Genomic DNA, 25,892 nt, shown 5'->3' on the forward strand with positions numbered 1-25,892 from the left:
TGATGCGTCTGACTGCTGGATCGCCCGCACGCCTCGGCGCAAGCTGGGACGGACGCGGCACCAATTTCGCGCTGTTTTCCGCCAACGCGCAGAAGGTCGAGCTTTGCCTGTTCGACGCACAAGGCCGCCGCGAGCTCGAGCGCATCGAATTGCCGGAGAAGACCGAGGATGTCTGGCACGGTTATCTCAACGACGTCTCGCCCGGCCAGCTCTACGGCTACCGCGTGCACGGCCCCTACGAGCCCGAGCAGGGCCATCGCTTCAACGCCAACAAGCTGGTGCTCGACCCCTACGCCAAGCGGCTTGCCGGACGCCTGGTCTGGAGCGATGCGCATTTTGCCTACCGCACCGGGAGCCCGCGCGAGGACCTGTCCTTCGACCGGCGCGACAATGCGCGAGGCATGCCGAAGGCCGTCGTGGTCGACGAGACCTTCAACTGGGGCCGCCGCGAGATCCGCCCCAACATCCCCTGGGAGGACACCATCATCTACGAGGCCCACGTCAAGGGCCTGACGCAGAAGCGCGACGACGTGCCGCCGAATTTGCGCGGCACCTATGGCGGCCTGTCCTCGCCGGCGATGATCGAGCACCTGAAGAAGCTCGGCGTCACCACGGTCGAGCTGTTGCCGATTCACAGCTTCGTCGACGACCGCATCCTCGTGGAAAAGAAGCTCGCCAACTACTGGGGCTACAACACACTGTCCTTCTTCGCGCCCGAGCCGCGCTACGCCCAGGACAACTCACTCGATTCCTTCCGCACCACGGTGGCGCGGCTGCACGACGCCGGCATCGAGGTGATGCTCGACGTCGTCTACAACCACACCGCCGAGGGCAACCACCTCGGCCCGACGCTGTGCTATCGCGGCATCGACAACGCCTCCTACTACTGGCTGAACCGCGAGAACCCGCGCTATTACGACGACTTCACCGGCTGCGGCTCGTCGGTGAACCTCACCCATCCGCGCGTGCTGCAGATGGTGATGGATTCCTTGCGCTACTGGGTCGAGGTCTGCCACGTCGACGGCTTCCGCTTCGACCTCGCCACCACGCTGGCACGCGGGCCGAACGGCTTCGATCGCGGCAGCTCGTTCCTGACCGCGGTCAGGCAGGACCCGGTGCTGGCGACCGTCAAGCTCGTCGCCGAGCCGTGGGACCTCGGCCTCGGCGGCTACCAGGTCGGCGCCTTCCCCTCGCAATGGTCGGAGTGGAACGACCGCTATCGCAGCGCCATGCGCCGCTACTGGAGCGGCGAAGGCAGCCTGATCGGCGACATCTCCAGCCGCATGACCGCATCGTCCGACCTGTTCAACCACGACGGACGGCGGCCGCGCGCCAGCATCAACCACATCACCGTCCACGACGGCTTCACGCTCGCCGACCTCTTCAGCTACAACGAGAAGCACAACGAGGCCAATGGCGAGGACAACCGCGACGGCTCCAACGACAATCACAGCAACAATTGCGGCGTCGAGGGTCCGACCGACGATCCGAACATCATCAGCCTGCGCCGGCAGCTGCGCAAGAACGTGCTGGCCTGCCTGATGCTGGCGCAGGGCGTTCCGCTGATCCTCGCCGGCGACGAGGTCGGCAACTCGCAATCCGGCAACAACAACGCCTATTGCCAGGACAACGAAGTCGGCTGGGTCGGCTGGGACAATCTCGGCAAGGAAGGTGACGACATGGTCGACTTCGTCGCCCATCTCGCCGATATCCGCCGCCGGTTCTCGCAGCTCCGCAGCCATCGCTGGCTCGATGGCCGCCCCAAGGACGGCATCTCCTACGGCGCACTGTGGCTGACCCCTGCCGGCGACGAGATGACGGAAAATGACTGGAAATTCCCGGAAGGCAGGTTTCTCTCCTATGTGATGGGGCCGATGGAACCGGGTGGGGCTGCGATCTTTATCGTACTGAACGCCGCTCCCGAAGAGATCGCATTCAAATTACCCCAAATGACCGAATACAAGAGCTGGCAGCAGATCCTGAACACGACCGATGCCATGCTGAATACGATCGATTTCCTGCCCGGGAGCGACAGCAAGGCGCCGCCGCGCTCCGTGCTCGCCTTCGCGGGGGCGCTATGAGGCCATCCTTCGGGGCGAGGCCGACGAAGGACGGCGTGTCGTTCCGCCTATGGGCGCCCGCCGCGCGCCGCGTCGACCTCCTGCTCGACCGCAGGCACGCGATGCAGCGCCGGCAGGATGGCTGGTACGTCGCCGATATTGCCGGCCTCGCCGCCGGCAGTCCCTACAAGTTCAGGATCGACGACGAAATCGACGTGCCGGATCCTGCTTCGGCTTTCCAGCCCGAGGACGTGTTCGGCCCGAGCGAGGTGATCGATCACGACGCCTTCGTGTGGCGCGCGCGAGAATGGCGCGGCCGTCCCTGGGAAGAGACGGTGCTGATCGAGACCCATGTCGGCACCTTCACGCCGGAAGGCACCTACCGCGCCATGATCGACAAGCTCGATCATCTCTCGGCGACCGGCATCACTGCACTCGAACTGATGCCGCTCGCCGATTTCGCAGGACGCCGAGGCTGGGGCTATGACGGCGTGCTGTGGTATGCGCCCGACAGCACCTATGGCCGGCCCGAAGACCTGAAGACGCTGATCGACGAGGCGCATCTGCGCGGGCTGATGGTGTTTCTCGACGTGGTCTACAATCATTTCGGCCCGGAAGGAAACTACCTCGGCCGCTATGCGCCGACCTTCTTCACCGATGCGCACACGCCGTGGGGCAGTGCGATCGATTATCGCGTGCCGCAGGCGCGAGCCTTTGCCGTCGAGAACGCGCTGTCCTGGCTCGGCGACTACCGCTTCGACGGCCTGAGGCTGGATGCCGCCAACCACATCATGGCGATCCCCGGCGAGCAATCGATGCTGCAGGACCTGAGCGTTGCCGCCGGCGAGCTCGCCAGGGCCACGGGACGCCACATCCATCTCGTGCTTGAGAACGGCGACAATCGCGCCAGCCTGCTCGACGCCGCGCAAGAGCCGCCGAACGGCAAATATCGCAGCCAGTGGAACGACGATTATCATCACGTCTGGCATGTGATGCTGACCGGCGAGCTCGCCGGTTACTACGCCGACTACCAGACGCCGCGCATGGACCTGGCGCGCGCGCTCGCGTCCGGCTTCGTCTATCAGGGCGAGGTTTCCGAATTCTGGGGCAAGAGGCCGCGCGGCGAGCCGAGCGGGGAGCTGCCGCCGGCGACCTTCGTCAATTTCCTGCAGAACCATGACCAGATCGGCAACCGTCCGCTGGGCGAGCGGCTGGAAAGCCTGGCATCGCCAAAGCAGATCGAGGCTGCGCTCGCAGTGACCCTGCTCGCGCCGATGGTGCCGATGCTGTTTCAGGGCGAGGAATGGGGCTCGACGGTCCCCTTCCCGTTCTTCTGCGATTTCCAAGGTGGACTCGCCGAGGCCGTGCGCAAGGGCCGCAAGCAGGAGTATGCCTGGGCTTACGAAAAATACGGCGACGAGGTGCCCGACCCGCTCGATCCGGCAACGCTGCAATCCGCCGTGCTCGACTGGACCGGCCGCACGCCGCAACAGGACGCGCGGCTCGCCCTGGTGAAAGACCTGCTCGCGCTCCGTCGCAAGGAGATCATCCCCCGGCTCAAGGGCGCAAGCTTCGGCGACGCCGAGGCGGCCGACAACGGCCTGCTCGCCGCGCATTGGTGGATGGGCGACGGCACGACGTTGCGCCTCGTCGCCAATCTGTCGGATCACGAGATCACCTCCCCCCTCAGCGCAGGCACGCCGATCTGGGGCGGCGCCGGCGAGCGGCTCCCGCCTTGGTCGGTGGTCTGGCGTCTCGGAGGTTGAGATGCCTCCTGCCATTCCGCTCGCGACCTACCGGCTTCAGCTCACCGCGGATTTCGACTTCGACAAGGCAGCCGCGATCGTGCCTTACCTCAAAGCGCTGGGGATCACGCATCTCTACGCCTCGCCGGTGATGAAGGCGCGCAAGGGCTCGACCCACGGCTACGACACCGTCGATCACAGCCAGTTCAATCCCGAGCTCGGTGGCGAGGCCGGCTTCGCGCGACTGAGCGAGGCGCTGATCAAGCACGACCTCGGGCTCATCATCGATTTCGTGCCCAACCATGTCGGCGTGCATTTCGCCGACAATCCCTGGTGGCTCGACGTGCTGGAATGGGGCCAGGCCTCGCCGCACGCCGCTTCCTTCGACATCGACTGGGATCAACTGGCCTTTCGCGCCCGCGGCGGCGTGCTGCTGCCGATCCTCGGCTCGTCCTACGGCGAGGCGCTGGAGCGCGGCGACATCGAGCTGCGCTACGATCCCGATGAGGGAAGCCTTTCGGCCTGGTATTTCGAGCATCGCCTGCCGATCGCACCGGAGCGCTATGGCGAAATTCTGCGCGTGATCGTCAAGGAGGCGGACGCGGCGGAAACGGAGCCCGGCAGGCGCCTGCTGTCACTCGCGACCCGCTACACCGGGCTGCGCCGTCCCAATCGCAAGGAAGCTCCCGGCTTCAAGACCGAGCTCAAGGAGATCGCGGGCGCCGCCGACCTCATCGGTCGCGGCCTTGCCGCCTATCGCGCCGGCAAGGACCGCCCGGCGCAGACGCTGACGCTGCATCATCTCCTGGAGCGCCAGCACTACAAGCTCGGGCACTGGCGGCTTGCCTCCAGCGACATCAACTATCGCCGCTTCTTCGACGTCAACGGGCTCGCCGGACTGCGCGTCGAGGATCCCGGCACATTTGCCGCCACGCACCGGCTGGTGAAGCAACTCATCGCCGACGGCAAATTGCAGGGAATCCGGCTCGATCACATCGACGGCCTGCGCGACCCCGCACAATACTGCCAGCGTTTGCGCCGGCTGGTGCGCGACGCCCAGGGCAACACAAAGCCGTTCTATACGGTGATCGAAAAGATCCTGTGCGAGCACGAGCGCCTGTCGCATTTCGCCGGCGTCCAGGGCACCACGGGCTATGAATGGATGAACGTCATCACCCACGTGCTGGTCGATCCCAAAGGCCTCGAAGCGCTGGACGAGACCTGGCGGCAGATCAGCAACCGGCCGCCGCGGCTTGCGCCTTACGTCAAGGACGCCAAGCGGCGGGTGCTGGAGACGTTGCTCGCCAGCGAATTCACCGTGCTGTCGCGTCTGCTCGCGCGCATCGCCAACGGGCATTACTCGACACGGGACTTCTCAGCCGACAGCCTGCGACAGGCGCTCGAGCTCTATGTGCTGCATTTCCCGGTCTATCGCACCTACCTGACGCACAGCGGCCCAACGGCACCTGACCGCAAGCTGATCGAGGATACCATCGAGCGCGCCCGCGGGGAGTGGTTTGCCGCCGACGAAGGCATCTTCGACTTCCTGCGCGACGCCCTCACCATGGACCTGCTCAAGCCCGGCCGTCCCCCGCACAGCGCCCCGCGCGTGCGCCGCTTCGCGCTGAAGGTGCAGCAATTCACCGGGCCGATGATGGCGAAGTCGCTGGAGGACACCGCGTTCTATCAATTCCACCGGCTGCTTGCGCTGAACGAGGTCGGCGGCGATCCCGCGAGCACCGGCCTTACCATTCCCGCCTTCCACCAGGCCATGCAGACGCGCGCCAGGGAATGGCCGCAAGGCATGACCGCAACGGCCACCCACGACACCAAGCGCGGCGAGGATGCCCGCACGCGCATCGCGGCGCTGAGTGAGATTCCCGGCGAATGGACCAGCGCGGTGGCACGCTGGAAAGTGTTGAACGCACCGCATCTCGCACACCAGGGCAGTTTCCGCGCGCCGTCGGCGACGTTCGAATACATGCTCTACCAGACCCTGCTCGGCGCCTGGCCGCTCCAGGAGCCGGCGGATGCCGCTTTCGTCGAACGGATCCAGGCCTATGCCCTCAAGGCCGCGCGCGAGGGCAAGGAGGAGACGAGCTGGCTCAACCCGCACGAAGCCTATGAGAGCGGCATACGGGACTTCATCGAGAAGATCCTCGACCCCGCCCGGTCCACTGAGTTCCTGGAGGCATTGCAAACGCTGGCTCGCCGCGTCGCACTGCTCGGCACGTTGAATTCGCTGAGCCAGCTCACGCTCAAGGCGACTCTGCCGGGCGTGCCGGACTTCTATCAAGGCACCGAGTTTTGGGACCTGTCGCTGGTCGATCCCGACAACCGCCGCCCGGTCGACTTTGCCGCGCGCCACGCGGCGCTGACCTCACTGGAAGCTCCGGACTGGAGTGGCCTGATCAAGTCCTGGCCGGATGGCCGGCTCAAGCTGGCCTGGACGCGGCAACTCCTCAAGCTGCGCAACGAGCTTGCCGACGTCTTCACGCAGGGCGACTACCAGCCGCTGGAGGTCCGGGGCGCACATGCCGACCATGTCGTCGCCTTCGCCCGTCGCCATGGCCGCGCAGCCGCGATTGTCGCGGTCGGGCGTCAGTTCGCGCCATTCACCCAGGCGGGCCGGGAATGGCCCGCGCCGGAGCGCCTGGACGCGACGATCGACGTCACGGGCTACACCGTGCCCGGCCTTGCCGGGAACGACTTGCCGCTCGCGCAGGCGTTCCGCGATTGTCCCGCCTCGGTCATCGAGGCCCGAACCGCAAATGCCATCAGGCCATCGCGGCGGCGCGTACGCGCCTGAAGTTACTTTCCCTCGTCCTTGGTCAGCAGCAATTGGCAGCGCTTCCTGATCGTCGCCTGCGCCATCTCGGCAAAGCGCTGCAACAGCCAGGGCAGCACCACCTCGACCTTCACATGGTCGTCGGCGACGTCGACCTGGCCGGTCGCGATCTGCCCGAGCGCGCGGATGCGAAAGTTCATGCTGTCGCCGCTCCAGCGTTCCTCCTCGACCTGCATCACGGGAATGCTTGCAGCGGCGCGGCCAAGCCCCGTCTTGAGCCGGCGCACCGCCTCCTCGCGGCCGAGACGATGTGGGATGGAAACGACAAGCGGTGCTGACATGGTCCCTGTCCAGTGATGGCTCATCAACATAGTCATGCCCGCTGGGCCCACAAAGGTTCCATGCAAGTTGGACCCTCGGACTTGTTTCAACGCGGGAACTTTACAACCTGCGGCAAGTTGCACCCGCACGACGGGATAGATGCAAACGACCCTTTCAACAAAGGGCTGGAGGAGATTCGCATGTCAATCGGCACAATCATTCTGATCATCCTGATCATCGCCCTGCTGGGCGGCTTCAGCGGCATCGGCGGCGGGCCGTTCTACGGCACCGGCTATTACGGCGGCGGCGGCCTCGGGCTCGTCATCATCATCCTGCTGATCCTGCTGCTGATGGGGCGGATCTAGTCGGAGCGGTTCTTCCGGGGAGCACGCACGCGCGAACCCGGTACCCCGCGCCATAAACTGCTGGATTCCGGGTCTGCGCTTCGCGCAGCCCGGAGTGACGTTTTGGAAAGCGCCTACTTCACCTTCCCGGCCAGCTTCTTCATCGCCGCCTTGATCGAAACGGCGGCATCGTCATAACCCTCCCATGCTTTCGATCGTGGCAACAGGCCCGGCACGGTGCGCAGCGTGTAGCGCTTGGGATCGAGATCGCTCTTCACCTGCGCCCAGGTCAGCGGCATCGATACCGTGGCCCCGGCGCGCGCCCGTGGCGACAACGGGGCGACCGCGGTCGACATGCGGTCGTTGCGCAGATAATCCAGGAAGATCTTTCCCTTGCGCAGCTTCTTCGACATGTTGATCAGGTATCGTTCGGGATCGTCGTCGGCCATCCACTGGCAGACGCCCTGCGCGAACGCCTTGGCCTCCTTCCAGCTTACCTTATCACGGGCGCCGTAGAGCAACGGCACCACGACGTGCAGGCCCTTGCCGCCCGTGGTCTTGCAGAAGCTGTCCATGCCGATATCGCTCAGCCGCTGCCGCATCTCCCTGGCCGCCTCGACGACGTCGGCGAAGTCCACGTCGGGCGCGGGATCGAGATCGAACACCAGCCGGCCCGGCGTGTCGTAAGCATAGGGCGCGCAATTCCAGGGATGCAGCTCGACGCCGCCGATCTGCGCCACGGCGGCGAGCCCCTCGATCCGGTCGATCTGAAGGTAGGGCTTGCGGTCGCCGGAGACTCTTGCGAGCTCCAGAAGGCTCGACGTCCCCTGCATCGCATGGCGCTGGAAGAAGCATTCGCCCCTGATGCCGTCCGGCGCGCGGATCAGCGAACACGGCCGGCCCTTGAGGTGCACGATCATCCATTCGCCGACGGCTTCGAGATAGCGGGCAAGGTCCAGCTTTGTGACGACGCCGCCATCGCCGTCGTCGGGCCAGAGCTCCTTGTCCGGCTTGGAGATGACGACACCCATGACCTCGGCATTTTGAGCCGCCTGCTTCGATTGCCGGCTCGCCTTCGTGCGCGCCGCCTTCCTGGCGGAGGGCTTGGCGAGCTCGGTATCGACAGGCGTCTCCGCCTCGACCTCCTCGGCCGGCTTGTCCTGCCGCAATCCCTTGAACGCCGCCTGGCGAATATTGCCGTCGGCGGTGAAGCCGGCGAATTCGATCTCGGCGACGAGCTCCGGCTTCAGCCAGTGCACGTCGCGGGTCTTCTTCGGCGCATTCTTGCCGCCGAACGGGCTTTCCCTGGCCGCTACGGCTTTCAGCGCAGGCATGATGCGCTTGACCTTGTCCGCGCCGAAGCCGGTGCCGACCATGCCGACAAAGGCGAGATGATCGCTGCGCTGAACGCCGGCCATCAGCGAGCGGAACTTGCCGTTGGTGGTCTTGTAGCCGCCGATCACCACCTCGTGGCCGGCGCGGCATTTCGACTTGACCCAGCTCTCGGTCCGGCCGGAACGATACGGCGCGTTCAGCTTCTTCGACACCACGCCTTCGAGCTCGAGCTTGCAGGCAGATTTCAGCACGGCATCGCCGCCGCTCTCGAAATGCTCGACATAGCGGATCTGGCTCGATTTCCGCTTGCGCGCTTCCAGCAGCTTCTTCAGCTGCGCCTTGCGCTCCTCGAGCGGCAGCCGGCGGTAGTCCTGGCCTTCGGCGAACAGAAGATCGAAGGCAAAGAAGATCAGCTCGTCGGTCTTGCCATCGGACAACGCAGCCTGAAGCGAGGAGAAGTTCGGCGCGCCATTGTGGTCGAGCGCGACGATCTCTCCGTCGATCATCACGTCCGGCAGCGCGGCCGCCTCCTCGGCAATGGAGGCGAACTTGCCGGTCCAGTCGAGACCCTTGCGCGTCTTCAGCGTCGCCTCGCCGTCCTCGACCCGGAGCTGCACCCGGTAGCCGTCGAACTTGATCTCGTGGCACCAGCCCTGGTCGGACGGCGGCCGCTCCACCAGCGTACAGAGCTGCGGCGCGACGAAATCCGGCATCTCCGCGACTTTCTTGGCGCTCGTCGCCGCCGTGGCGCTCTTCTTCGCCGCTCTGCCGCCCTTCAGCACGGTGCGCGGCGCCGGCTTGACCGTGCGCCCTTTGATCTCCTCGGCACGGTTGGATTGCCAGATTGCATCGGCCTTGCCCTTGGGACCCTTGGCGCCCTTGGCCAGCATGAACGGCTTTGGCGCGCGGCCCTTGCCTTCGGCGATCTGCTCCATCGCGCGGCCGGAGGCGACGGACTTGTCCTGCTCGAGAATGTCGTTGTCCGCGCCTTCGCGGACATATTCGTCACGATGCTTGATCAGGAGCCAGTTGGTGCGCTTGCCGCCGGTGCGGTCGTTGCGCATGCGCACCAGGACCCAGCTTCCGTGCAGCTTCTCGCCATGCAGGGTGAACTTGAGGTCGCCCTTCTTGAAACCGGCTTCCGGATCATCCGATTCCCACGTGCCGCGGTCCCACAGCATCACCGTGCCGCCGCCATATTGCCCTTCCGGAATCGTGCCTTCGAAATCGCCATAGTCGAGCGGATGGTCTTCCACCTCGACTGCCAGCCGCTTGTCGTGCGGATCGAGCGAGGGTCCTTTCGTCACCGCCCAGGACTTGAACACGCCGTCAAATTCGAGCCTGAGGTCGTAATGCAGCCGGCTCGCGTCGTGCTTCTGAATCACGAAGCGTCGCTGTTTCGATGGCACTACTGCGGTCTTGCCCGATGGCTCGGGCGTCTTCTCGAAATCCCGCTTCTGTCGGTAAGTGGAGAGTTTTTGCAGCACGACCGGTCCCGCTTCTCTTTCGGCATTGAGCCTATCACGGCGAAAGTCCCGCCCGGAACCAAAACCCTATGGGACGGTTGGGGTTCCAAAACGCCTTGAAAACGCTGGAGAACGGAATGGCCCCGCGCGCCTATTGGAAGGGAACGTTGAAGCTGTCGCTGGTCAGTTGCCCGGTCGTGCTTTATCCGGCGACCACGGCGGCCGAGAAGACGCGGTTTCACCTGATCAACCGCGAGACCGGGAACCGGCTCAAGCAGCAGATGATCGATTCCGAGACCGGTGACGTCGTCGAGAGCGACCAGAAGGGCCGCGGCTACGAGCTGCGCAAGGGCAAATATGTGGAGATCGAGCCGGAAGAGCTCGAAGCGGTCCAGATCGAGAGCAATCACACCATCGACATCGAGAGCTTCGTGCCGCGCGATGAGATCGACCAGCGCTACCTCAACCATCCCTACTACATCGCGCCCGACGGAAAGGCCGCGGTCGATGCCTTCGCGGTGATCCGCGACGCCATGAAGGACGAGGAACGCGTCGCGCTCGCCAAGATCGTGCTGACCAGCCGCGAGCACGTCATGGCGATCGAGCCGCTCGGCAAGGGCCTGCTCGGCACCACGCTGCGTTTCCCCTACGAGCTGCGCGAGGAGGACCAGTTCTTCGACGACATCAAGAGCCCGAAGATCACCAAGGACATGGTCGAGCTCGCCGGCCACATCCTGCGCACCAAGGCGGCGCATTTCGACCCCAGCAAATTCAAGGACGCGTACGAGGACGCGCTGAAGGCACTCGTGAAGCGTAAGGCCAGCGGCAAGAAAATCGAGCTGCCGGAGCCCGAGGAACGACCGAGCAACGTCGTCAGCCTGATGGACGCGCTGAAGCAGAGCCTGAAGGGCCGCGGCGGCAAGAAGACGGCGACGAAGTCACATCCGCGGCGTGCGACCGGACGGCATCGCGCCGCGAAGAAGACGCACCGGACGGCGGCGAGGCACCGGAAGGCGGGCTAATCCGACTCGACGTGAGCTCGCGCCTCAACCTCCGTCGTCATGCCCGGGCTTGACCCGGGCATCCACGTCTATCCCGTGCGCTGATGCACGTGGATGGCCGGGACAAGCCCGGCCATGACGGCTCGATTGACGGTGCTAAAGCGCGATGCGATTAGGGTGAATCGTCATCGCGCTTTAGGTTGTTGTTCAAGCATGATCTTTTCGGAGAACCGCTGCGCACTTTTCCGGATCATGCTCTAGTCCCCCGCCTTCAACCGGTAGCCGATCCCCGTCTCCGTCAATACATATTGCGGCCGTTCCGGATCTGCTTCGATCTTCTGGCGGAGCTGGCGGACGTAGACGCGCAGATATTGCGCGTCGGTCAACTCGTCCCAGAGCTCATTGAGCAGGAAGCGGTGGGTGAGCACCTTGCCGGCGTGCTGCACCAGCACGCGCAACAGGTCATACTCCTTCGGCGAAAGCTTCACTTCGCGCTCGCCGACCTTGACGATGCGGCGGACGAGATCGACCGAGAGATCGCCGGTGCGGAACACAGGACGCTCGCCCTTGACCTGAAGCTGGTGGCGCAGCGCGGCGCGCAGGCGCGCCAAAAGCTCCTCCATGCCGAACGGCTTGGTCAGATAATCGTCGGCGCCGAGATCGAGCGCCTGCACCTTGCCGGCTTCGTCGCCGCGGCTCGACAGCACCACGATCGGCACGGCTTCGTTGCGGGCGCGGATGGTGCGGAGCAGTTCGTGCCCCTGAACGTCGGGCAGGCCGAGATCGAGGATGATCAGCGCCGGCCCTTCGTCAAGCTTCTCCAGCGCAGTCCTGCCGTTCGACGCTTCCAGGATCTCATAGCCCTGCGTGGTCAGCCCCATCCGCAGCAGTTTGCGGATCGGCGGCTCGTCGTCGATGACCAGGACCTTGATCGGAGCAGCGCTCATGCGGCGGTATCCAATGCGTGGCTCGCTGCCGGGATGGGCAGGCGAATGGTGAGGATCGCGCCGCTCCGCTCGCTGCGATTGGCAGCGGAGATCGTGCCGCGCATCGCCTCGACGAAGCCGCGGGAGATGGCGAGCCCGAGCCCGGTGCCGGGACGGACGTGATCGCCTTTCTGCACGCGATAGAACTTGTCGAACACGCTCTCGAGCTCGTCAGGCGGAATGCCGGCTCCCTCGTCGGCGATCTCGAGCACGACATGCCCGCTCTCGCGCCGGCCGCGGATCGAGATCGTGGTCTCGGACGGCGAGTATTTGGCGGCATTGTCGAGCAGATTGAACAGCACCTGCTCGAACAGCACGGCATCGAGCTGGAGCATCGGCAGATCGGCGGCCAGCACCAGCTCGACCTTGTGCGCGTTGAGAATCTTGCTGGCGCGCCGCAGCGCGCTGCCGACGATCTCGCCGAGATCGTGCCGCGCCGTGTTGGGCACGATAGCGCCGGATTCGAGCTTGGTCATGTCGAGCAGATTGGCAATGAAGCGGTTGAGCCGCTCGGATTCGTCGATCACGGTGGCGAGCAGGTCGCGCTTCTCGGTGTCGGAGAGGGCGCCGGCGAGATCGCGCATCGTGGAGGCCGCCCCCAGCACGGAGGCGAGCGGCGTCTTCAGATCATGCGAGATCGAGGTCAACAGCGCCGAGCGCAGTCGCTCGGATTCGACGGTGCGCTTGACGCGGTCCATGTCCTCGACCAGCAGCACGCGTTCGATCGCGAGCGCGCCCTGGTCGACCAGCGCATCGAGCAGCCGGCGCTGGTCCGGCGTCAGCAGCGGGCCGGTGCGGTCGTTGTCGATGCCGATGACGCCGATCGGGCCGCGCCCGGTGCGCATCGGCAGGAACAGCCGCTTGGCGCCCGGCAAGGTGTCCGAGCCGCGGCCGGCGGGGCGATCGTTGCTCCAGGCCCAGTTGGCCGCAGCCAGGTCGGCCTGATCGAGCTCATCCTCGGGCGGATAGCCGGACTTCACGGTGAGCAGGCCCTCCTCCGGCAACAGCAGCACCACGCGCACCTTCAGCATCAACGCGATCTGGTAGGCGGTCGCCCACAGCACGTCGTCGAGCGTGGCGGTGCCGGCGAGCTTGCGGCTGAAGGCATGAAGCTGCTCGGTCATCCTGATCCGGCCGATGGCGGTGTCGGCCTGGATGCGCACGCGCGCGGCGACATTGGAGACGATCATCGCGACCACCAGGAACAGCAGGAAGGCGGCGACATTGGTCGGGTCGGTGATCGTGAAGGTGTAGAGTGGCGGCAGAAAGAAGAAATTGTAGGACAGGGAAGCCGCGACGGTCGCCAGCAGCGACGGCCATAAGCCAAAGCGCACGGCAACCACGACCACCGCCGTCAGCAGCACGAGGTCGACGTTCTCGATGCCGAAACGGGGCTGGATCAGCTCCGCGGCGCCGAGGCCAATCAGCACGATCCCGAGCGCCTTCAGATAGGGCAGCGGGTTGAACGGCTCCGTGCGCGCAGCGGTCTGCACCGCGGTCTTGGGCGCGGCCTCGCCGGGCAGCTGGTCACCGGCGATGACGTGGACGGTGATGTTGCCGGCGCTGCGCACCAGGTCGTGCACGACGGAGCCGCGCGTCATCTCGAACCAGCGCGAGCGCGTCGACTTGCCGATCACGATCTGGGTAACGTTGTTGCCTTGCGCGAAATTGACGACGTCATCGGCAATACGCCGGCCGACGGCGGGAATGGTCAGCGCTTCGCCGCCGAGAGCTTCCGCCAGCCGCAACGTGTCGGCCAGCCGATCGCGCTCCTCGTCGGACAATTGCAGGGATCGCCGCGTCTCGATCGAGATCGCGGTGAACGGCGCATGCAGCCGGTCGGCCAGCCGCTTGGTGTAGCGCACGAGACCGGCGGCGCGTGCATCCTCGCTGACACAGACGAGGATGCGCTCGCCCGCGGCCCAGGGCCCGGAAATCGCATTCGCCTGCATGTGATTGAGAAGCTGCTCGTCGACCCGTTCGGCGGTGCGCCGCAGTGCGAGCTCACGGAGCGCGGTGAGGTTGCCCGGCGAGAAATAATGCTCCAGCGCCCGCTCGGCCTGCTTGGGCACATAGACCTTGCCCTCCTTCAGCCGGAGGATCAGATCGTCTGGCGTGAGGTCGATCAGCTCGATCGCATCGGCGCGGTCGAACACCGAATCCGGCACGGTCTCGCGCACCCGGACATGGGTGATCTGGGCGACGACGTCGTTCAGGCTCTCGATGTGCTGGATGTTGACGGCGGTATAGACATCGATGCCGTGGGAGAGCAGCTCCTCGACGTCGAGATAGCGCTTGGGATGGCGGCAAAGGGGCGCATTGGTGTGGGCGAGCTCGTCGACCAGCGCAATCTGCGGCCGCCGCGCGATCACCGCGTCGAGATCCATCTCCTCGACAATCTGGCCGCGGTACTCCAGCCTCTTGCGCGGGACCACTTCGAGGCCGCGCACCAGCGCCTCGGTCTCGGCGCGGCCATGAGTCTCGACGAACCCGACCACGACATCGATGCCGGCCTTGCGCTTGGCATGGGCGCTTTGCAGCATCTCGTAGGTCTTGCCGACGCCGGGAGCGGCGCCGACGAAGATCTTCAGTTTGCCGCTCACGCTCTCCTCCCGGCGCGCCGCTTCCAGCAGTGCCTCCGGGGATGGACGTTGTTCGGGGTCGCGGCGCTCTCGGACCATCAGGACGGCTTGTCTATCCGTTACGTTCTCCGCCTGTCATTTCGCCCCTCCCCGCAAACGGGGAGAGCGAGAGGAAGGCTTCCCCATCGAATATAATCATCCGCGCGCTGCGAGCCTAGACTGCTACTTCGCGGCGATGCGATCGAGCGCGAGATTCAGCGCCAGAACGTTAACCCTGGGTTCGCCGAGCAGGCCGAGCAGACGGCCTTCGGTGTTGGCGGTCACAAGCTGTTTGACCTGATCCTCAGGCAGATTCCGCGCCTTCGCCACGCGCGGCACCTGGAATTGCGCCGCTTCCGGCGAAATGTTCGGGTCGAGGCCGCTGGCCGAGGTCGTCACCAGGTCGACCGGCACGGCCGCGTTCGGATTCTCGGCCTTCAGCTTGTCCACGTCCTCCTTCAACCGGTCGGCCAGCACCTTGCTGGTCGGACCGAGGTTGGAGCCGCCCGAATTGGCGGCGTTGTAGGGGGCCGACACCGTCTTGGTCGAATCATTCGGGTCCGGCGCAAGCGTCGCCGAGAGGCGGCCGTGGAAGTACTTGTCGTCCTTGAATTCCTGCCCGATCAGGGCGGAGCCGATCACCTTGCCGTCCTTTTCGATCAGGCTGCCCTGCGCCTGCACGGGAAACAACGTTCCGGCAATGGCGGTCATCGCGAGCGGATAGGCAAGACCGGTGATGGCGGTGAGCGCCAGCAAGAGGACGATGGCGGGGCGGATTTCTCTGAGCATGTTGAGTCTCCAATTATTCTGTCACTGTGAGCTGGGAAGCCGGACCCTCACCCTGAGGAGCCGCGCCTGCGCGGCGTCTCGAAGGGCGAGGCCACCAGCCGGGCCTTCATCCTTCGAGACGCGCGTTCCGCGCTCCTCAGGATGAGGGTCTGGCAGAATCGCCTCGTCGCTCGCGATGACATGTCAGGCCAGATGCAAGGCGGTCACCAGGAGGTCGATCGCCTTGATGCCGATGAAGGGAATGACGATTCCGCCCAGGCCATAGATCAGCAGGTTGCGCCGGAGCAGCGCGCCGGCACCGACCGCGCGATAGGCGACACCCTTCAGCGCGAGCGGGATCAGCGCAATGATGACAAGCGCGTTGAAGATGATCGCCGACAGGATGGCGCTCTGCGGGCTCGACAGGTTCATGACGTTGAGCACGTTGAGCTGCGGGTAGAACGCCAGGAACATCGCCGGGATGATCGCAAAATACTTGGCGAGGTCATTGGCGATCGAGAACGTCGTCAGCGCACCGCGCGTCATCAGGAGCTGCTTGCCGATCTCGACCACCTCGATCAGCTTGGTCGGGTTGGAGTCGAGGTCGACCATGTTGCCGGCCTCGCGGGCGGCCTGGGTGCCGGTGTTCATGGCGACACCGACATCGGCCTGGGCGAGCGCCGGCGCATCATTGGTGCCGTCGCCGCACATGGCGACCAGCTTGCCCTTGGCCTGCTCGTCGCGGATCAGCTTGAGCTTGTCCTCGGGGGTTGCCTGCGCCAGGAAGTCGTCGACGCCGGCTTCCGCGGCGATGGCGGCGGCCGTCATCGGATTGTCGCCGGTGATCATGATGGTGCGGATACCCATGCGGCGCAGCTCGGCGAAGCGCTCGCGAATGCCACCCTTGACGATGTCCTTGAGCTGGACGATCCCGAGCAGCTTGCCGTCCCTGGCGACAGCAAGCGGCGTGCCGCCGGACTTCGACACGTCATCGGCAATCGCCTGGATCTCGCGGCCGAGCTCGGAAAGCGCGGCAGACTGCATCGACCGCGCCGTGTTGCCGGAAGCGACCGCGCTCGGAGCGCCGCCGCCGACATAGTTCAGCATGGCATCGACCGCACCCTTGCGCACCGACGAGCCGCCGGCATCGACGCCACTCATGCGCGTCTGCGCCGTGAACGGGATGAAGGTGGCCCCCAACTCCGCCATGTCGCGGCCGCGGATGCCATACTTCTCCTTCGCCAGCACGACGATGGAGCGGCCTTCCGGGGTCTCGTCGGCGAGCGAGGCGAGCTGGGCTGCGTCTGCCAGCTCCTGCTCGGTCACTCCGCGGACGGGGCGGAACGCGGTCGCCTGCCGGTTGCCGAGCGTGATGGTGCCGGTCTTGTCGAGCAGCAGCGTGTCGACATCTCCGGCGGCTTCGACCGCGCGGCCCGACATCGCCAGCACGTTGAAGCGGACCAGGCGGTCCATGCCGGCGATGCCGATCGCCGACAACAGCGCCCCGATCGTGGTCGGGATCAGCGTCACGAACAGCGCCACCAGCACGATCACCGAGATCGAGCCGCCGGCATAGGCCGCGTAGCTCGGGATCGTCACGGTGGCGAACACGAAGATGATGGTGAGGCCGGCGAGCAGAATGTTGAGCGCGATCTCGTTCGGCGTCTTCTGCCGCTCGGCACCCTCGACCAGCTTGATCATGCGGTCGATGAAGGTCGAGCCCTGGGCTGCCGTGATGCGGACGCGGATCCAGTCCGACAGCACCTGCGTGCCGCCGGTCACCGCCGAGCGGTCGCCGCCGGATTCGCGGATCACGGGCGCCGATTCACCGGTGATGGCGGCTTCATTGACGGAGGCGACGCCCTCGATCACTTCACCGTCCGAGGGGATCGTGTCGCCCGCCTCGACCAGCACGAGATCGCCGACCTTCAGGCTCGTGCCTGATACGAGCCTGAAGTCGCGGCCTGCGCCGCTCAGCAGCTTGGCCTGGCTCTCGGTGCGGGTCTTGCGTAGCGTCTCGGCCTGCGCCTTGCCGCGGCCCTCGGCTACTGCTTCAGCAAGGTTGGCGAACAGCACGGTGAACCACAGCCAGAGGATGATCTGGAAGGTGAAGCCGAGATTTTCCCCGCCGGTCAGGAGATCGCGCAGGAAGATCACCGTGGTGAGCGCGGCGACGATCTCGACCACGAACATGACCGGGTTCTTGATCATGGCGCGCGGGTCGAGCTTGGCGAAGGCCGCGCCGATCGCGGGCATCACGATCTTGGGATCCAGCATCGCCGAGACCGGCATGCGCTTGTTGGGTTTATGGACAGATTCCATGGAGGTCACTCCGAAAAAGCTGGATCAGAACAGGTTGCCGGCGTTCATCGCCAGATGCTCGACGATCGGGCCGAGCGCGAGCGCCGGGAAGAAGGTCAGGCCGCCCATGATCAGGATGACGCCGACGACGAGGCCGACGAACAGGCCTCCGGTGGTCGGGAACGTGCCCATCGACGGCGGGATCGATTTCTTGGCCGCGAGCGATCCCGCGATCGCCATCGCCGGCACGATCATGAAGAAGCGGCCGACGAACATCGCGCTGGCGAGCGTGAGATTGTAGAAGAAGGTGTTGCCGGTGAGGCCCGCGAAGGCCGAGCCGTTGTTACCCGTCCCCGAGGTGAAGGCGTACAGCACTTCGGTGAAGCCGTGCGGTCCGGCATTCGCCATGGAGGCGACTGCCGCCGGATAGACCACGCCGACGGCGGTCCAGCCGAGGATCATCAGCGGCAGGACGAGAATGGCGAGCATCGCCATCTTGACCTCGCGCGCCTCGATCTTCTTGCCGACATATTCCGGCGTGCGGCCGACCATCAGGCCCGCGACGAAGATCGCGAGGATGACGAACAGCAGCATGCCGTACATGCCGGCGCCGACGCCGCCGACGATGATCTCGCCGAGTTGCATGTTGATCAGCGGAATCATGCCGCCGAGCGCGGTGAAGCTGTCGTGCATGGCGTTGACGGCACCGCAGGAGGCGGCCGTGGTGATCACGGCGAACAGAGAGGACGCGACGATGCCGAAGCGGACCTCCTTGCCTTCCATGTTGCCGCCGGTCAGGCCCAGCGCATGCATGGTCGAGGTGCCGCTGGCTTCCGCCCAATAGCAGACGCCGACGCCGGCAATGAACAGCACGCCCATCACGGCGAGGATCGCCCAGCCCTGACGCTGGTTGCCGACCATGCGGCCGAACACATTGGTGAGCGCCGCGCCGAGCGCGAAGATCGACAGCATCTGCACGAAGTTCGACAGCGCGGTCGGGTTCTCGAAGGGGTGCGACGCATTGGCGTTGAAGAAGCCGCCGCCATTGGTGCCGAGCATCTTGATCGCGACCTGCGAGGCGACCGGGCCGACCGCGATGGTCTGCTTCGCGCCTTCGAGCGTGGTCGCCTCGACATAGGCCCCGAGCGTCTGCGGCATGCCCTGCGACACCAGGAACAGCGCGTAGACGATGCAGATCGGCAGCAGGACGTAGAGCGTGCAGCGGGTCACATCGACCCAGAAATTGCCGACGGTGCGCATCGAGGCGCGGGCAAAGCCGCGGATCAGCGCGACCGCGAGCACGATGCCGGTCGCCGCCGACAGGAAATTCTGGTGCGTGAGGCCGACCATCTGGGTCAGATAGGACAACGTGCTCTCGCCGCCGTAATTCTGCCAGTTGGTGTTGGTGATGAAGGACATCGCGGTGTTGAACGATAGATCTTCGGCGACCGCGGACTGCCCGGCCGGATTAAAGGGCAGCATGGCCTGGAGCCGCATCAGGCCGTAGATGATGAGGAATCCGCCGACATGGAACAACAGCATGGCGACCGTGTAGGTCATCCAGTGCTGCTCCCGCTTCTCGTCGACACCGGAGATCCAATAGATGCCGGCCTCGATCGGGCGCAGGACGGGCGACAGGAACGTGCGCTCGCCGTTGAACACGCGCGTCATGTACCAGCCGAGCGGCTTGGCCAGCGCGACGACAATCGCACAATAAAGAATGATCTGGAGCCAACCGATGACAGTCATGGCATTAACCCTTCAGGCTTTGGGTCCGGCGCAAGAGCGGCAGGAGCAACGCAAGCAGGCCCGCGACGAGCGCAGCGTCGGCCAGCAGCAATTCGACAAGCAGCAGCACGGCGTCAGAACCGCTCGGGCCGCAGCAGTGCGTAGGTGAGATAGACCAGGAGGCCGAACGAGACGGCGCCGGCGAGCGTATAGTCGAAGATCATGGTCCGCTCCGTCACAGCCGTTCGCAGGCGTAGGTGTAACCGATCGCGAGCGCGAAGAAGGCGATGGCAAGCGCCACCATCAGAATGTCCATCATGACGATACTCCTCAGTGCGAGACGGTATCCGGCATGACCCGTCCCTCGATTCCGGCGTCCGGCCTCTTACAAGCGCGTGCAATGCGCGCCTCTCCCGACCGGGAACTTGATGGCGATCAGGTGCCACCGCGCACATAGGTTTTCGAGATGAGGCCTATGGCGATGTTATAGGAATCTCATAAAGGCCGGCACGTCGCGGGCGGGCGGCCACGTGACATCGACGATCCATTGCGGGCGGTTGTATCGAGCAGGCCGCGCAGCGACGCCATCCACCCATTTTCGCCGGCAATTATTACAGCGGGCAGAGGCCACAGTCTTTCGAAAAGCCCTGCTTCTGTAAGCCTCCACCCTCGGCGAAGACGAGAGCCGGGAGACGATCGCACTACGCGGAGGGGTCCGTACACCTATGACATCCCTATATCTTCTGCCTCGCCCTCATCTCGTTTTCAAATGTCCTTCCAGCCATCTTGGAGAGGCCGGCCGACTGACCGACACCAACTCCAGGAGGCCTGACATGACCGCTGCTCTCCGACGCTACGATCCGCCATCACTCGGCGACCGATTGCGCAATGCGCAGGCGATGACGCGGCCGTTGATGCTCGACATCATCGGTCACGTCTGCCGGCGCATCCCCGCGCTCGGACAGAGCGGGCGCACCGCACGCCTCGCGCGCCTGATCGACGCCGAGGCATGGGCCGATGCGGCGCTGGCGCTGCTGGAGCTGGAGCTGCCAATGTGGCAGGTCCGCCGCATCGCCTATGACGAGGGCGAGTGGCATTGCGCACTGTCGCGCGAGCGCGAGCTGCCTGACTGGCTCGATGCCGCGGTCGAGGCGCGCCATGCCGACCTCGCGCTCGCCCTGCTGTCGGCGTTCCTCGATGTGCGGGCGCTGGCGGTGGATGTGTCGCGGCCGAGCGTTCCTTCCGTCCGTCCCGTCCCGGATCCGCTCTGCGAGCCGGTCGTCTGCGACAATTTCGGCTAGATCCGACGCCATGCCGCAAGCTCCGGACATGCCGCGCACGCTGAGCCCGTTGCGCGTGATCGCGCGTTTCGCCGTCCGCCTCGCGCTGCTCATTGGCTTTGCCGCATTTGGCAGCGTCGGCTTTGGCCGGAGCCTTGCCGTCCTGCTCTGGATGTCGATCATCCTGTGCGCGCTCGCCAGCCTCGTCAGGCGGGAGCCGTTGTTCGGGGCTGCACTCAATCATTGGGACGAAGCTGTCGCCTTCGGCGCGCTGTTCGCGCTGGTCCACATCGTCAATGATCCGGCCTGACGTCGCACTGCCGGCTTTATGATCTTCCTATGAGATCGCTGCGCAGCCGCCCTCGAAATCATATTCGCGACTGAGGATATTGAGCGCGCCGGCAAGGACATGCGTCCCGAGCCGGCGTCGTTCAGAAGGATCAAACCCGTGAAACTCGTCGAACCTCCCTCGTGCAGCTCGCCTTCGACCATCGTCTTCATCGGCAGGAACCGCCGGGGACAATGGGTCGCCCAGGAACAGAACGGCCTTTACGGCGGCCTGTTCGTCAGCCGCGCCCAGGCCGTCAAATATGCGCTGTTCGAGAACGGACAGCACCCCGAGACCATCGTCGAGCTGCCGCGCGAGATCGAGCTCGACATGGGCAAGCATCCGGGCGACGTCTCGCAACGCGCCGCCTGAGCCGGCGCCAACAGGGGAAAACCATGCTCGTCCCTCCCGCCGCCTGGTTCACCGGATTCATTCCAGACCTGCCGACCCCGTTCGACGCGGCAGATGCGATCGATCTCAAGGCATTCGCCGCGCTCTGCGAGCGGCAGGTCGCGGCCGGCGTTCCCGCCATCGTGGTCTGCGAGACGGCCGGGGAAGCGCCGACGCTTTCGCCGGCCGAGCAGGAGCTCGTCATTCGCACCGCGGTCGACGTCGCCCGCGGCCGCGTGCGGGTCATCGCTGGCGCGGTCTCCAACGCAACCAGCCACGCCATCGAGCTTGCGCGGCGCGCAGAGGCCGCTGGCGCCGATGCCGTCATGTCGGTCGTGCCCGCCTACAACAAGCCGATGCAGGAGGGCATGCTCGCGCATTTCCGTACCATCGCCGGCGCGATCGGACTGCCCGTGATCCTGCACGATAATCCCTCCCGCACGCTGCGGCCGCTTGCCGACGAGACGCTTCTGCGTCTGGTCGAGTCCCGCCAGTTCGTCGGGCTGCGCGACGGGAGTGGTGACATCACCCGTCCGATGCGGCTGTCCCGCAACCTGCCGGCAAGCTTTCGCTTTCTCTCCGGCGACGACGCCACCGCGTTCGGCTTCATCGCAGACGGCGGCGACGGCGCCATCTCGGAAGTCGCCAACATCGCGCCGGATCTCTGTCGCACGATCTTCTCACATCTCAGGCAGGGCCGGCTGCAATCCGCCCGTTATCTGCACCAGCGCCTGATCCCGCTCATCGCCTGCCTGTCCAGGGAAAGTCCGGCCGCGCTCAAATACGCTCTCAACGTCATTGGCTTGATGTCGGCAGCCACCAGGCTTCCTATCGTGCCGCTGAACGCAGCCGCGCAGAGAGGCGTGGTGCGCGCATTCGCTGCGATCGCCGACGAAGAATTGATCGACGGCGTCGGAGCGTGATGCGCAGAGGCCGCCCGGAATTGCATGCTCAACCCGCTCGATGGATCTTACAGGCTGCTCAACGCCTGGAAACTGGCGCTGCTGCGCTTTGCCGTGACGCAAGATGAGTGCGACAGGCTCAACGTTGCAGCGCTCGCGGCGGAGCTCGATCGCCTCGGCGGACGGCGCACCGGCGACGAGACGTTCCACTTCTTCCGGCGAAGCAGTTCCCAGCTCTGCGCAGCCATCAGCGGGCAGCTACAGAACGCAGCGGACATCCTGGACCGCTTCTGCAAGCAGATCGAAGCGCCGCGGCTGCGCCTCGCCTTTGCCGCAGCGGTCGGGATCACGCATACGGATCCCGCGCCGTCTCAGGCCCCGCGACCGCAGCGGAACCCCGATCTCTTCAGAGGGCTGCCGGCGCGAGGATCCGCATCCTTATGATATTCCTATGCGAGCGCGCCGGCGCTCATCTCGCAATCCTACGCAACGATGGACATCATAACCGGCAGATTGGAGCGGCCGTCTCGCTGCGCCAAGGACGAGGACTTCCACGATGTCGATCCTGACACATGGTTTTAACCGGCCCTTCGGGGCCGAACGCACGGCGCGCATCTCCGAAGCGCGCAAGACCCAGCTCAAGCGTATCGCGCTCCAGGCGCTTGCCCTGCTCTCGATGGGCAGCGTGCTCACCGCGCTGATCGCGCTGAGAACCGCAATCCATGTCTGGCATCTCCCCGCCTGACCGGCGGGCTTCCGGCCGAGACCTTCGAGCTCGACCTCACGAACGAGGGCAATCCGCTGGTCGCGCTGGCGGCGCGATGGCTGGATCGGGTGAAGCGGCGCCCGGCACGCCTTGCGAGGTAACGACATGATCGAACTCAAGATCGTCATCCTGGTCGCATTGATGGGCTCATTGCTGCTGGGGATGCACATCACTGCGAATCCGGCCTCGGACGGGTAGCATGCAGCCCTTCAAGGGAACGCTGGAGCAGGCAGTCGCCGTGACCATTCTGACGATGACGCTGAGCCTGGTCTGGGGCGGCATCCTGACGCTCGTGATCACGCTGGTGGCGCGGGGGCTTGGAGTCTAGCTCGTCCGAGCTCGTACCGCGATCGATCGCGAGCTGACCATGCTGCCTACGAGGCGAGCAACCGAGAACGCAGCGCGGTGGCGAGGCCCGGTTGAAGCCAGCTATCCCGCGGAAAAGGCCAACCCGATCTGGCGCAGTTTCACGGAAGCGTGTAGATCGATTTCATGAGCACCAGCAACGTCAACGTCGTCGTCCACCCCCTGGTCCAGCACAAGCTCTCCCTGATGCGGGAGAAGGACCGTTCGACCAAGAGCTTTCGCGAGATCCTGAACGAGATCGGGATGCTGCTCTGCTACGAGGTGACGCGTGACCTGCCGCTGGAGCTGGTCGAGATCGAGACGCCGATCGCGCCGATGCGGGCACCCAAGATCGCCGGCAAGAAGCTCACGCTGGCGCCGATCCTGCGTGCCGGCGTCGGCTTCCTCGACGGCATGCTCGCCTTGATGCCTTCGGCGCGCATCGCCCATATCGGGCTCTACCGCGACCCCGAGACGTTGCAGGCCGTGGAATATTACTTCAAGGCGCCGCAGGATCTGTCCGACCGCACCGTGATCCTGATGGATCCGATGCTGGCAACTGGCAACTCTGCCTGCGCCGGCGCCTCCCTGCTCAAGGCGCGCGGCGCCCGCGACATCCGTTTCGTCTGCCTTCTGGCCGCGCCCGAGGGCATCGCCCAGTTTCAGAGCGAGCATGGCGACGTGCCGATCTGGACCGCCGCGATCGACGAGCGGCTCAACGACCACGGCTACATCGTGCCGGGCCTGGGCGATGCCGGCGACCGGATGTTCGGCACCAAGTAGACAGCTTGGCGCGATCGGGTTACTTCGGTTGCCATGAGCACCAACGATTTTTCGCTGCAATCACTGATCCGGATCGAAACCGCTGCCGATCCTGCCCTGGTATTCGACGGCACACCCGTCTCTCGCGCGGAATTCTCGACGAAGGTCGAGCAGACCGCCGCCTGGCTTTCGGCCCAAGGCATCGGCAAGGGCGACGTCGTCGCGGTCTGGCTGGTCAACCGGATCGAATGGCTGGCACTGCTGTTCGCCGCCGCGCGGCTCGGCGCGGTCGTCGCCGCCGTCAACACGCGCTACCGCAGCGCGGAAGTCGCGCACCTGCTCAAGGTGTCCGCTGCCAGGCTGATGGTGGTCGAGGCCGCTTTCCGCTCGATCGACTTTGCCGCCATCCTCGCCGATATCGCCAAGGCCGAGGTGCCCGCGCTGCAAAAGCTTGCCGTGGTCGGCGCGGATGCGATCCCGGCGCACTGGCCCTGCGTGCGGTTCGATGCCTTCGACAGGCCCTATCCGCCCGCCCCTGCGGCGCAGGATGATCTCGACCTGCCGGTCCTGCTCTACACGACGTCGGGCACCACCAAGGGGCCGAAGCTCGTCGCACATTCGCAGCGGACGCTGGCGACGCACGCCGCCTCCGTCGCCCACGCGCTCCAACTCGATCACCAGCGTCATTCGCTGCTGGCCATGCTGCCGTTCTGCGGCACCTTCGGCATGACCAGCCTGCTCGGCTTCATCGCCGCGGGCGCGACCATTCATGTGCTCGACGCCTTCGAGGCGGCGCCGGCCCTGAAGATCCTGGGCGAGTGCAGGATCACACACACGTTCGGCTCGGACGAGATGTTCCGGCGCATTCTCGCCCTCACCGATGCGCCACGCCCATTTCCGGATCTCGAGGTCTGCGGCTTCGCCGCGTTTCAGCCCGGCTGGCGCGAGCTGGCCGCGGAGGCTGAAGCGCGCGGCACGCCACTCTATGGCCTCTACGGCTCGAGCGAGGTGCAGGCCCTGTTCTCGATCGCCCGCCCCGGCGATGCCTTCGCCGACCGCATCGAGGGTGGCGGCTGGCCGATGTCGGCCGACGCGAAGGTGCGCGTGCGCGACACCGAGACCGGCGAGCTTGCGTCGTTCGGCGCTTCCGGCGAGATCGAGATCAGCGCGCCCTCGCGCTTTCTCGGCTATTTCAACAACCCGGATGCGACGCGCGATGCGATCACCGCGGACGGGTTCTTCCGCACCGGGGACATCGGCCGGCTGCGCGGCGACGGCTCCTTCGCCTACGAGACCCGCGCCGGCGATGCAATGCGGCTCGGCGGTTTCCTGGTCGCGCCCGGCGAGATCGAGGACGAGCTCAAATCGTGCACCGGCGTTGCCGACGCCCAGGTGGTTGCAGTCGATCTGAAGGGCCAGGCGCGCTGCGTCGCCTTCGTGATCCCGGCAAAGCAGCCGCCAATGCAGGAGACGCTGGTCGCACGCCTGCGCGAGCGGCTCGCCGGCTATAAGGTGCCGGCGCGGATCTATGTGGTGGACGCCTTCCCCGTCACCGACAGCGCCAACGGCGTCAAGATCCAGCGCGCCAGGCTTCGTGCCATGGCGATGGAGCGGATCGCCGCCGAATAGGCAGCCCTATTTGGTTTGCGCCACAA

At 65.5% G+C, this 25,892-nt stretch carries 22 protein-coding genes; 14 read left to right on the forward strand and 8 right to left on the reverse strand.

What is annotated here, in order from left to right:
- Nucleotides 1–2: 2 nt before the first annotated feature.
- From glgX to treY, 3 genes are read left to right on the forward strand one after another with little or no spacing between them, the layout of a single operon-like run.
- Nucleotides 3–2,081 (forward strand): glycogen debranching protein GlgX, encoded by a 2,079-nt coding sequence (gene glgX / locus ACSHT2_RS14340; RefSeq protein ID WP_440642137.1) that lies wholly within the window; start codon nt 3–5, stop codon nt 2,079–2,081.
- Nucleotides 2,078–3,826 carry a malto-oligosyltrehalose trehalohydrolase gene (gene treZ, locus ACSHT2_RS14345; RefSeq protein ID WP_440642138.1) on the forward strand — a complete coding sequence of 583 codons (1,749 nt, stop codon included), beginning with the start codon at nt 2,078–2,080 and terminating at the stop codon, nt 3,824–3,826. Before glgX ends, treZ begins: the two co-directional genes overlap by 4 nt.
- 1 nt (nt 3,827) lies before the next feature.
- Nucleotides 3,828–6,614 carry a malto-oligosyltrehalose synthase gene (gene treY, locus ACSHT2_RS14350; protein WP_440642139.1) on the forward strand — a complete coding sequence of 929 codons (2,787 nt, stop codon included), beginning with the start codon at nt 3,828–3,830 and terminating at the stop codon, nt 6,612–6,614.
- A gap of 2 nt (nt 6,615–6,616) precedes the next feature.
- Here treY and ACSHT2_RS14355 read toward each other — a convergent pair whose 3' ends face one another.
- Nucleotides 6,617–6,934 carry a polyhydroxyalkanoic acid system family protein gene (locus tag ACSHT2_RS14355; protein ID WP_440642141.1) on the reverse strand — a complete coding sequence of 106 codons (318 nt, stop codon included), beginning with the start codon at nt 6,932–6,934 and terminating at the stop codon, nt 6,617–6,619.
- A 180-nt stretch (nt 6,935–7,114) separates the two neighbouring features.
- Here ACSHT2_RS14355 and ACSHT2_RS14360 point away from each other — a divergent pair, with 180 nt between their 5' ends.
- Nucleotides 7,115–7,279, forward strand: a complete 165-nt coding sequence (locus ACSHT2_RS14360) for a DUF3309 family protein (protein ID WP_074117325.1) — start codon at nt 7,115–7,117, stop codon at nt 7,277–7,279.
- Nucleotides 7,280–7,392: 113 nt separating this feature from the next.
- On the opposite strand, the gene ligD is transcribed toward ACSHT2_RS14360, so the two are convergent.
- Nucleotides 7,393–10,080, reverse strand: coding sequence for a DNA ligase D (gene ligD / locus ACSHT2_RS14365; protein WP_440642142.1), 2,688 nt, complete (start codon nt 10,078–10,080; stop codon nt 7,393–7,395).
- 116 nt (nt 10,081–10,196) lie between these two features.
- Between ligD and ku the strand changes: the two genes are divergently transcribed.
- Nucleotides 10,197–11,081: a non-homologous end joining protein Ku gene (ku, locus tag ACSHT2_RS14370; RefSeq protein ID WP_440642143.1), complete on the forward strand. Its 885-nt coding sequence runs from the start codon at nt 10,197–10,199 to the stop codon at nt 11,079–11,081.
- Between the two features lie 236 nt (nt 11,082–11,317).
- On the opposite strand, the gene ACSHT2_RS14375 is transcribed toward ku, so the two are convergent.
- The 6 genes from ACSHT2_RS14375 to ACSHT2_RS14400 all read right to left on the reverse strand — a co-directional run bounded on the left by ACSHT2_RS14375 (nt 11,318) and on the right by ACSHT2_RS14400 (nt 19,688).
- Nucleotides 11,318–12,007 carry a response regulator gene (locus tag ACSHT2_RS14375; RefSeq protein WP_440642144.1) on the reverse strand — a complete coding sequence of 230 codons (690 nt, stop codon included), beginning with the start codon at nt 12,005–12,007 and terminating at the stop codon, nt 11,318–11,320.
- On the reverse strand, nt 12,004–14,727 hold the full coding sequence (locus ACSHT2_RS14380) for a DUF4118 domain-containing protein (protein WP_440642145.1): 2,724 nt from the start codon (nt 14,725–14,727) through the stop codon (nt 12,004–12,006). Before ACSHT2_RS14380 ends, ACSHT2_RS14375 begins: the two co-directional genes overlap by 4 nt.
- 123 nt (nt 14,728–14,850) lie before the next feature.
- The gene (locus ACSHT2_RS14385; protein ID WP_440642146.1) at nt 14,851–15,456 is read right to left on the reverse strand and encodes a K(+)-transporting ATPase subunit C; all 606 of its coding nucleotides are present in this window, start codon (nt 15,454–15,456) and stop codon (nt 14,851–14,853) included.
- A gap of 183 nt (nt 15,457–15,639) precedes the next feature.
- Complete coding sequence (gene kdpB / locus ACSHT2_RS14390; RefSeq protein ID WP_440642147.1) at nt 15,640–17,757, reverse strand: potassium-transporting ATPase subunit KdpB; 2,118 nt, start codon at nt 17,755–17,757, stop codon at nt 15,640–15,642.
- 24 nt (nt 17,758–17,781) lie between these two features.
- Complete coding sequence (gene kdpA / locus ACSHT2_RS14395) at nt 17,782–19,485, reverse strand: potassium-transporting ATPase subunit KdpA (RefSeq protein WP_440642148.1); 1,704 nt, start codon at nt 19,483–19,485, stop codon at nt 17,782–17,784.
- A gap of 113 nt (nt 19,486–19,598) precedes the next feature.
- Nucleotides 19,599–19,688, reverse strand: a complete 90-nt coding sequence (locus ACSHT2_RS14400; protein ID WP_239626727.1) for a K(+)-transporting ATPase subunit F — start codon at nt 19,686–19,688, stop codon at nt 19,599–19,601.
- A gap of 609 nt (nt 19,689–20,297) precedes the next feature.
- Between ACSHT2_RS14400 and ACSHT2_RS14405 the strand changes: the two genes are divergently transcribed.
- The 9 genes from ACSHT2_RS14405 to ACSHT2_RS14445 all read left to right on the forward strand — a co-directional run bounded on the left by ACSHT2_RS14405 (nt 20,298) and on the right by ACSHT2_RS14445 (nt 25,866).
- The gene (locus ACSHT2_RS14405) at nt 20,298–20,765 is read left to right on the forward strand and encodes a hypothetical protein (protein WP_440642149.1); all 468 of its coding nucleotides are present in this window, start codon (nt 20,298–20,300) and stop codon (nt 20,763–20,765) included.
- Between the two features lie 10 nt (nt 20,766–20,775).
- Complete coding sequence (locus ACSHT2_RS14410) at nt 20,776–21,054, forward strand: hypothetical protein (RefSeq protein WP_440642150.1); 279 nt, start codon at nt 20,776–20,778, stop codon at nt 21,052–21,054.
- Nucleotides 21,055–21,192: 138 nt separating this feature from the next.
- Entirely contained in the window at nt 21,193–21,444 is a 252-nt protein-coding gene (locus ACSHT2_RS14415) for a hypothetical protein (protein WP_440642151.1), read from the forward strand.
- 23 nt (nt 21,445–21,467) lie between these two features.
- On the forward strand, nt 21,468–22,385 hold the full coding sequence (gene dapA / locus ACSHT2_RS14420) for a 4-hydroxy-tetrahydrodipicolinate synthase (protein ID WP_440642152.1): 918 nt from the start codon (nt 21,468–21,470) through the stop codon (nt 22,383–22,385).
- Between the two features lie 24 nt (nt 22,386–22,409).
- Nucleotides 22,410–22,808, forward strand: a complete 399-nt coding sequence (locus ACSHT2_RS14425) for a hypothetical protein (RefSeq protein WP_440642153.1) — start codon at nt 22,410–22,412, stop codon at nt 22,806–22,808.
- Nucleotides 22,809–22,920: 112 nt separating this feature from the next.
- Nucleotides 22,921–23,109, forward strand: a complete 189-nt coding sequence (locus ACSHT2_RS14430; RefSeq protein ID WP_440642154.1) for a hypothetical protein — start codon at nt 22,921–22,923, stop codon at nt 23,107–23,109.
- A gap of 220 nt (nt 23,110–23,329) precedes the next feature.
- On the forward strand, nt 23,330–23,458 hold the full coding sequence (locus tag ACSHT2_RS14435; RefSeq protein WP_319327977.1) for a hypothetical protein: 129 nt from the start codon (nt 23,330–23,332) through the stop codon (nt 23,456–23,458).
- A gap of 164 nt (nt 23,459–23,622) precedes the next feature.
- On the forward strand, nt 23,623–24,258 hold the full coding sequence (upp, locus tag ACSHT2_RS14440; protein ID WP_028181158.1) for a uracil phosphoribosyltransferase: 636 nt from the start codon (nt 23,623–23,625) through the stop codon (nt 24,256–24,258).
- A 33-nt stretch (nt 24,259–24,291) separates the two neighbouring features.
- Nucleotides 24,292–25,866 carry an AMP-binding protein gene (locus ACSHT2_RS14445; protein ID WP_440642155.1) on the forward strand — a complete coding sequence of 525 codons (1,575 nt, stop codon included), beginning with the start codon at nt 24,292–24,294 and terminating at the stop codon, nt 25,864–25,866.
- Nucleotides 25,867–25,892 lie beyond the last annotated feature (26 nt).

Source organism: Bradyrhizobium sp. PUT101 (assembly GCF_052043945.1).
GTDB lineage: Bacteria > Pseudomonadota > Alphaproteobacteria > Rhizobiales > Xanthobacteraceae > Bradyrhizobium.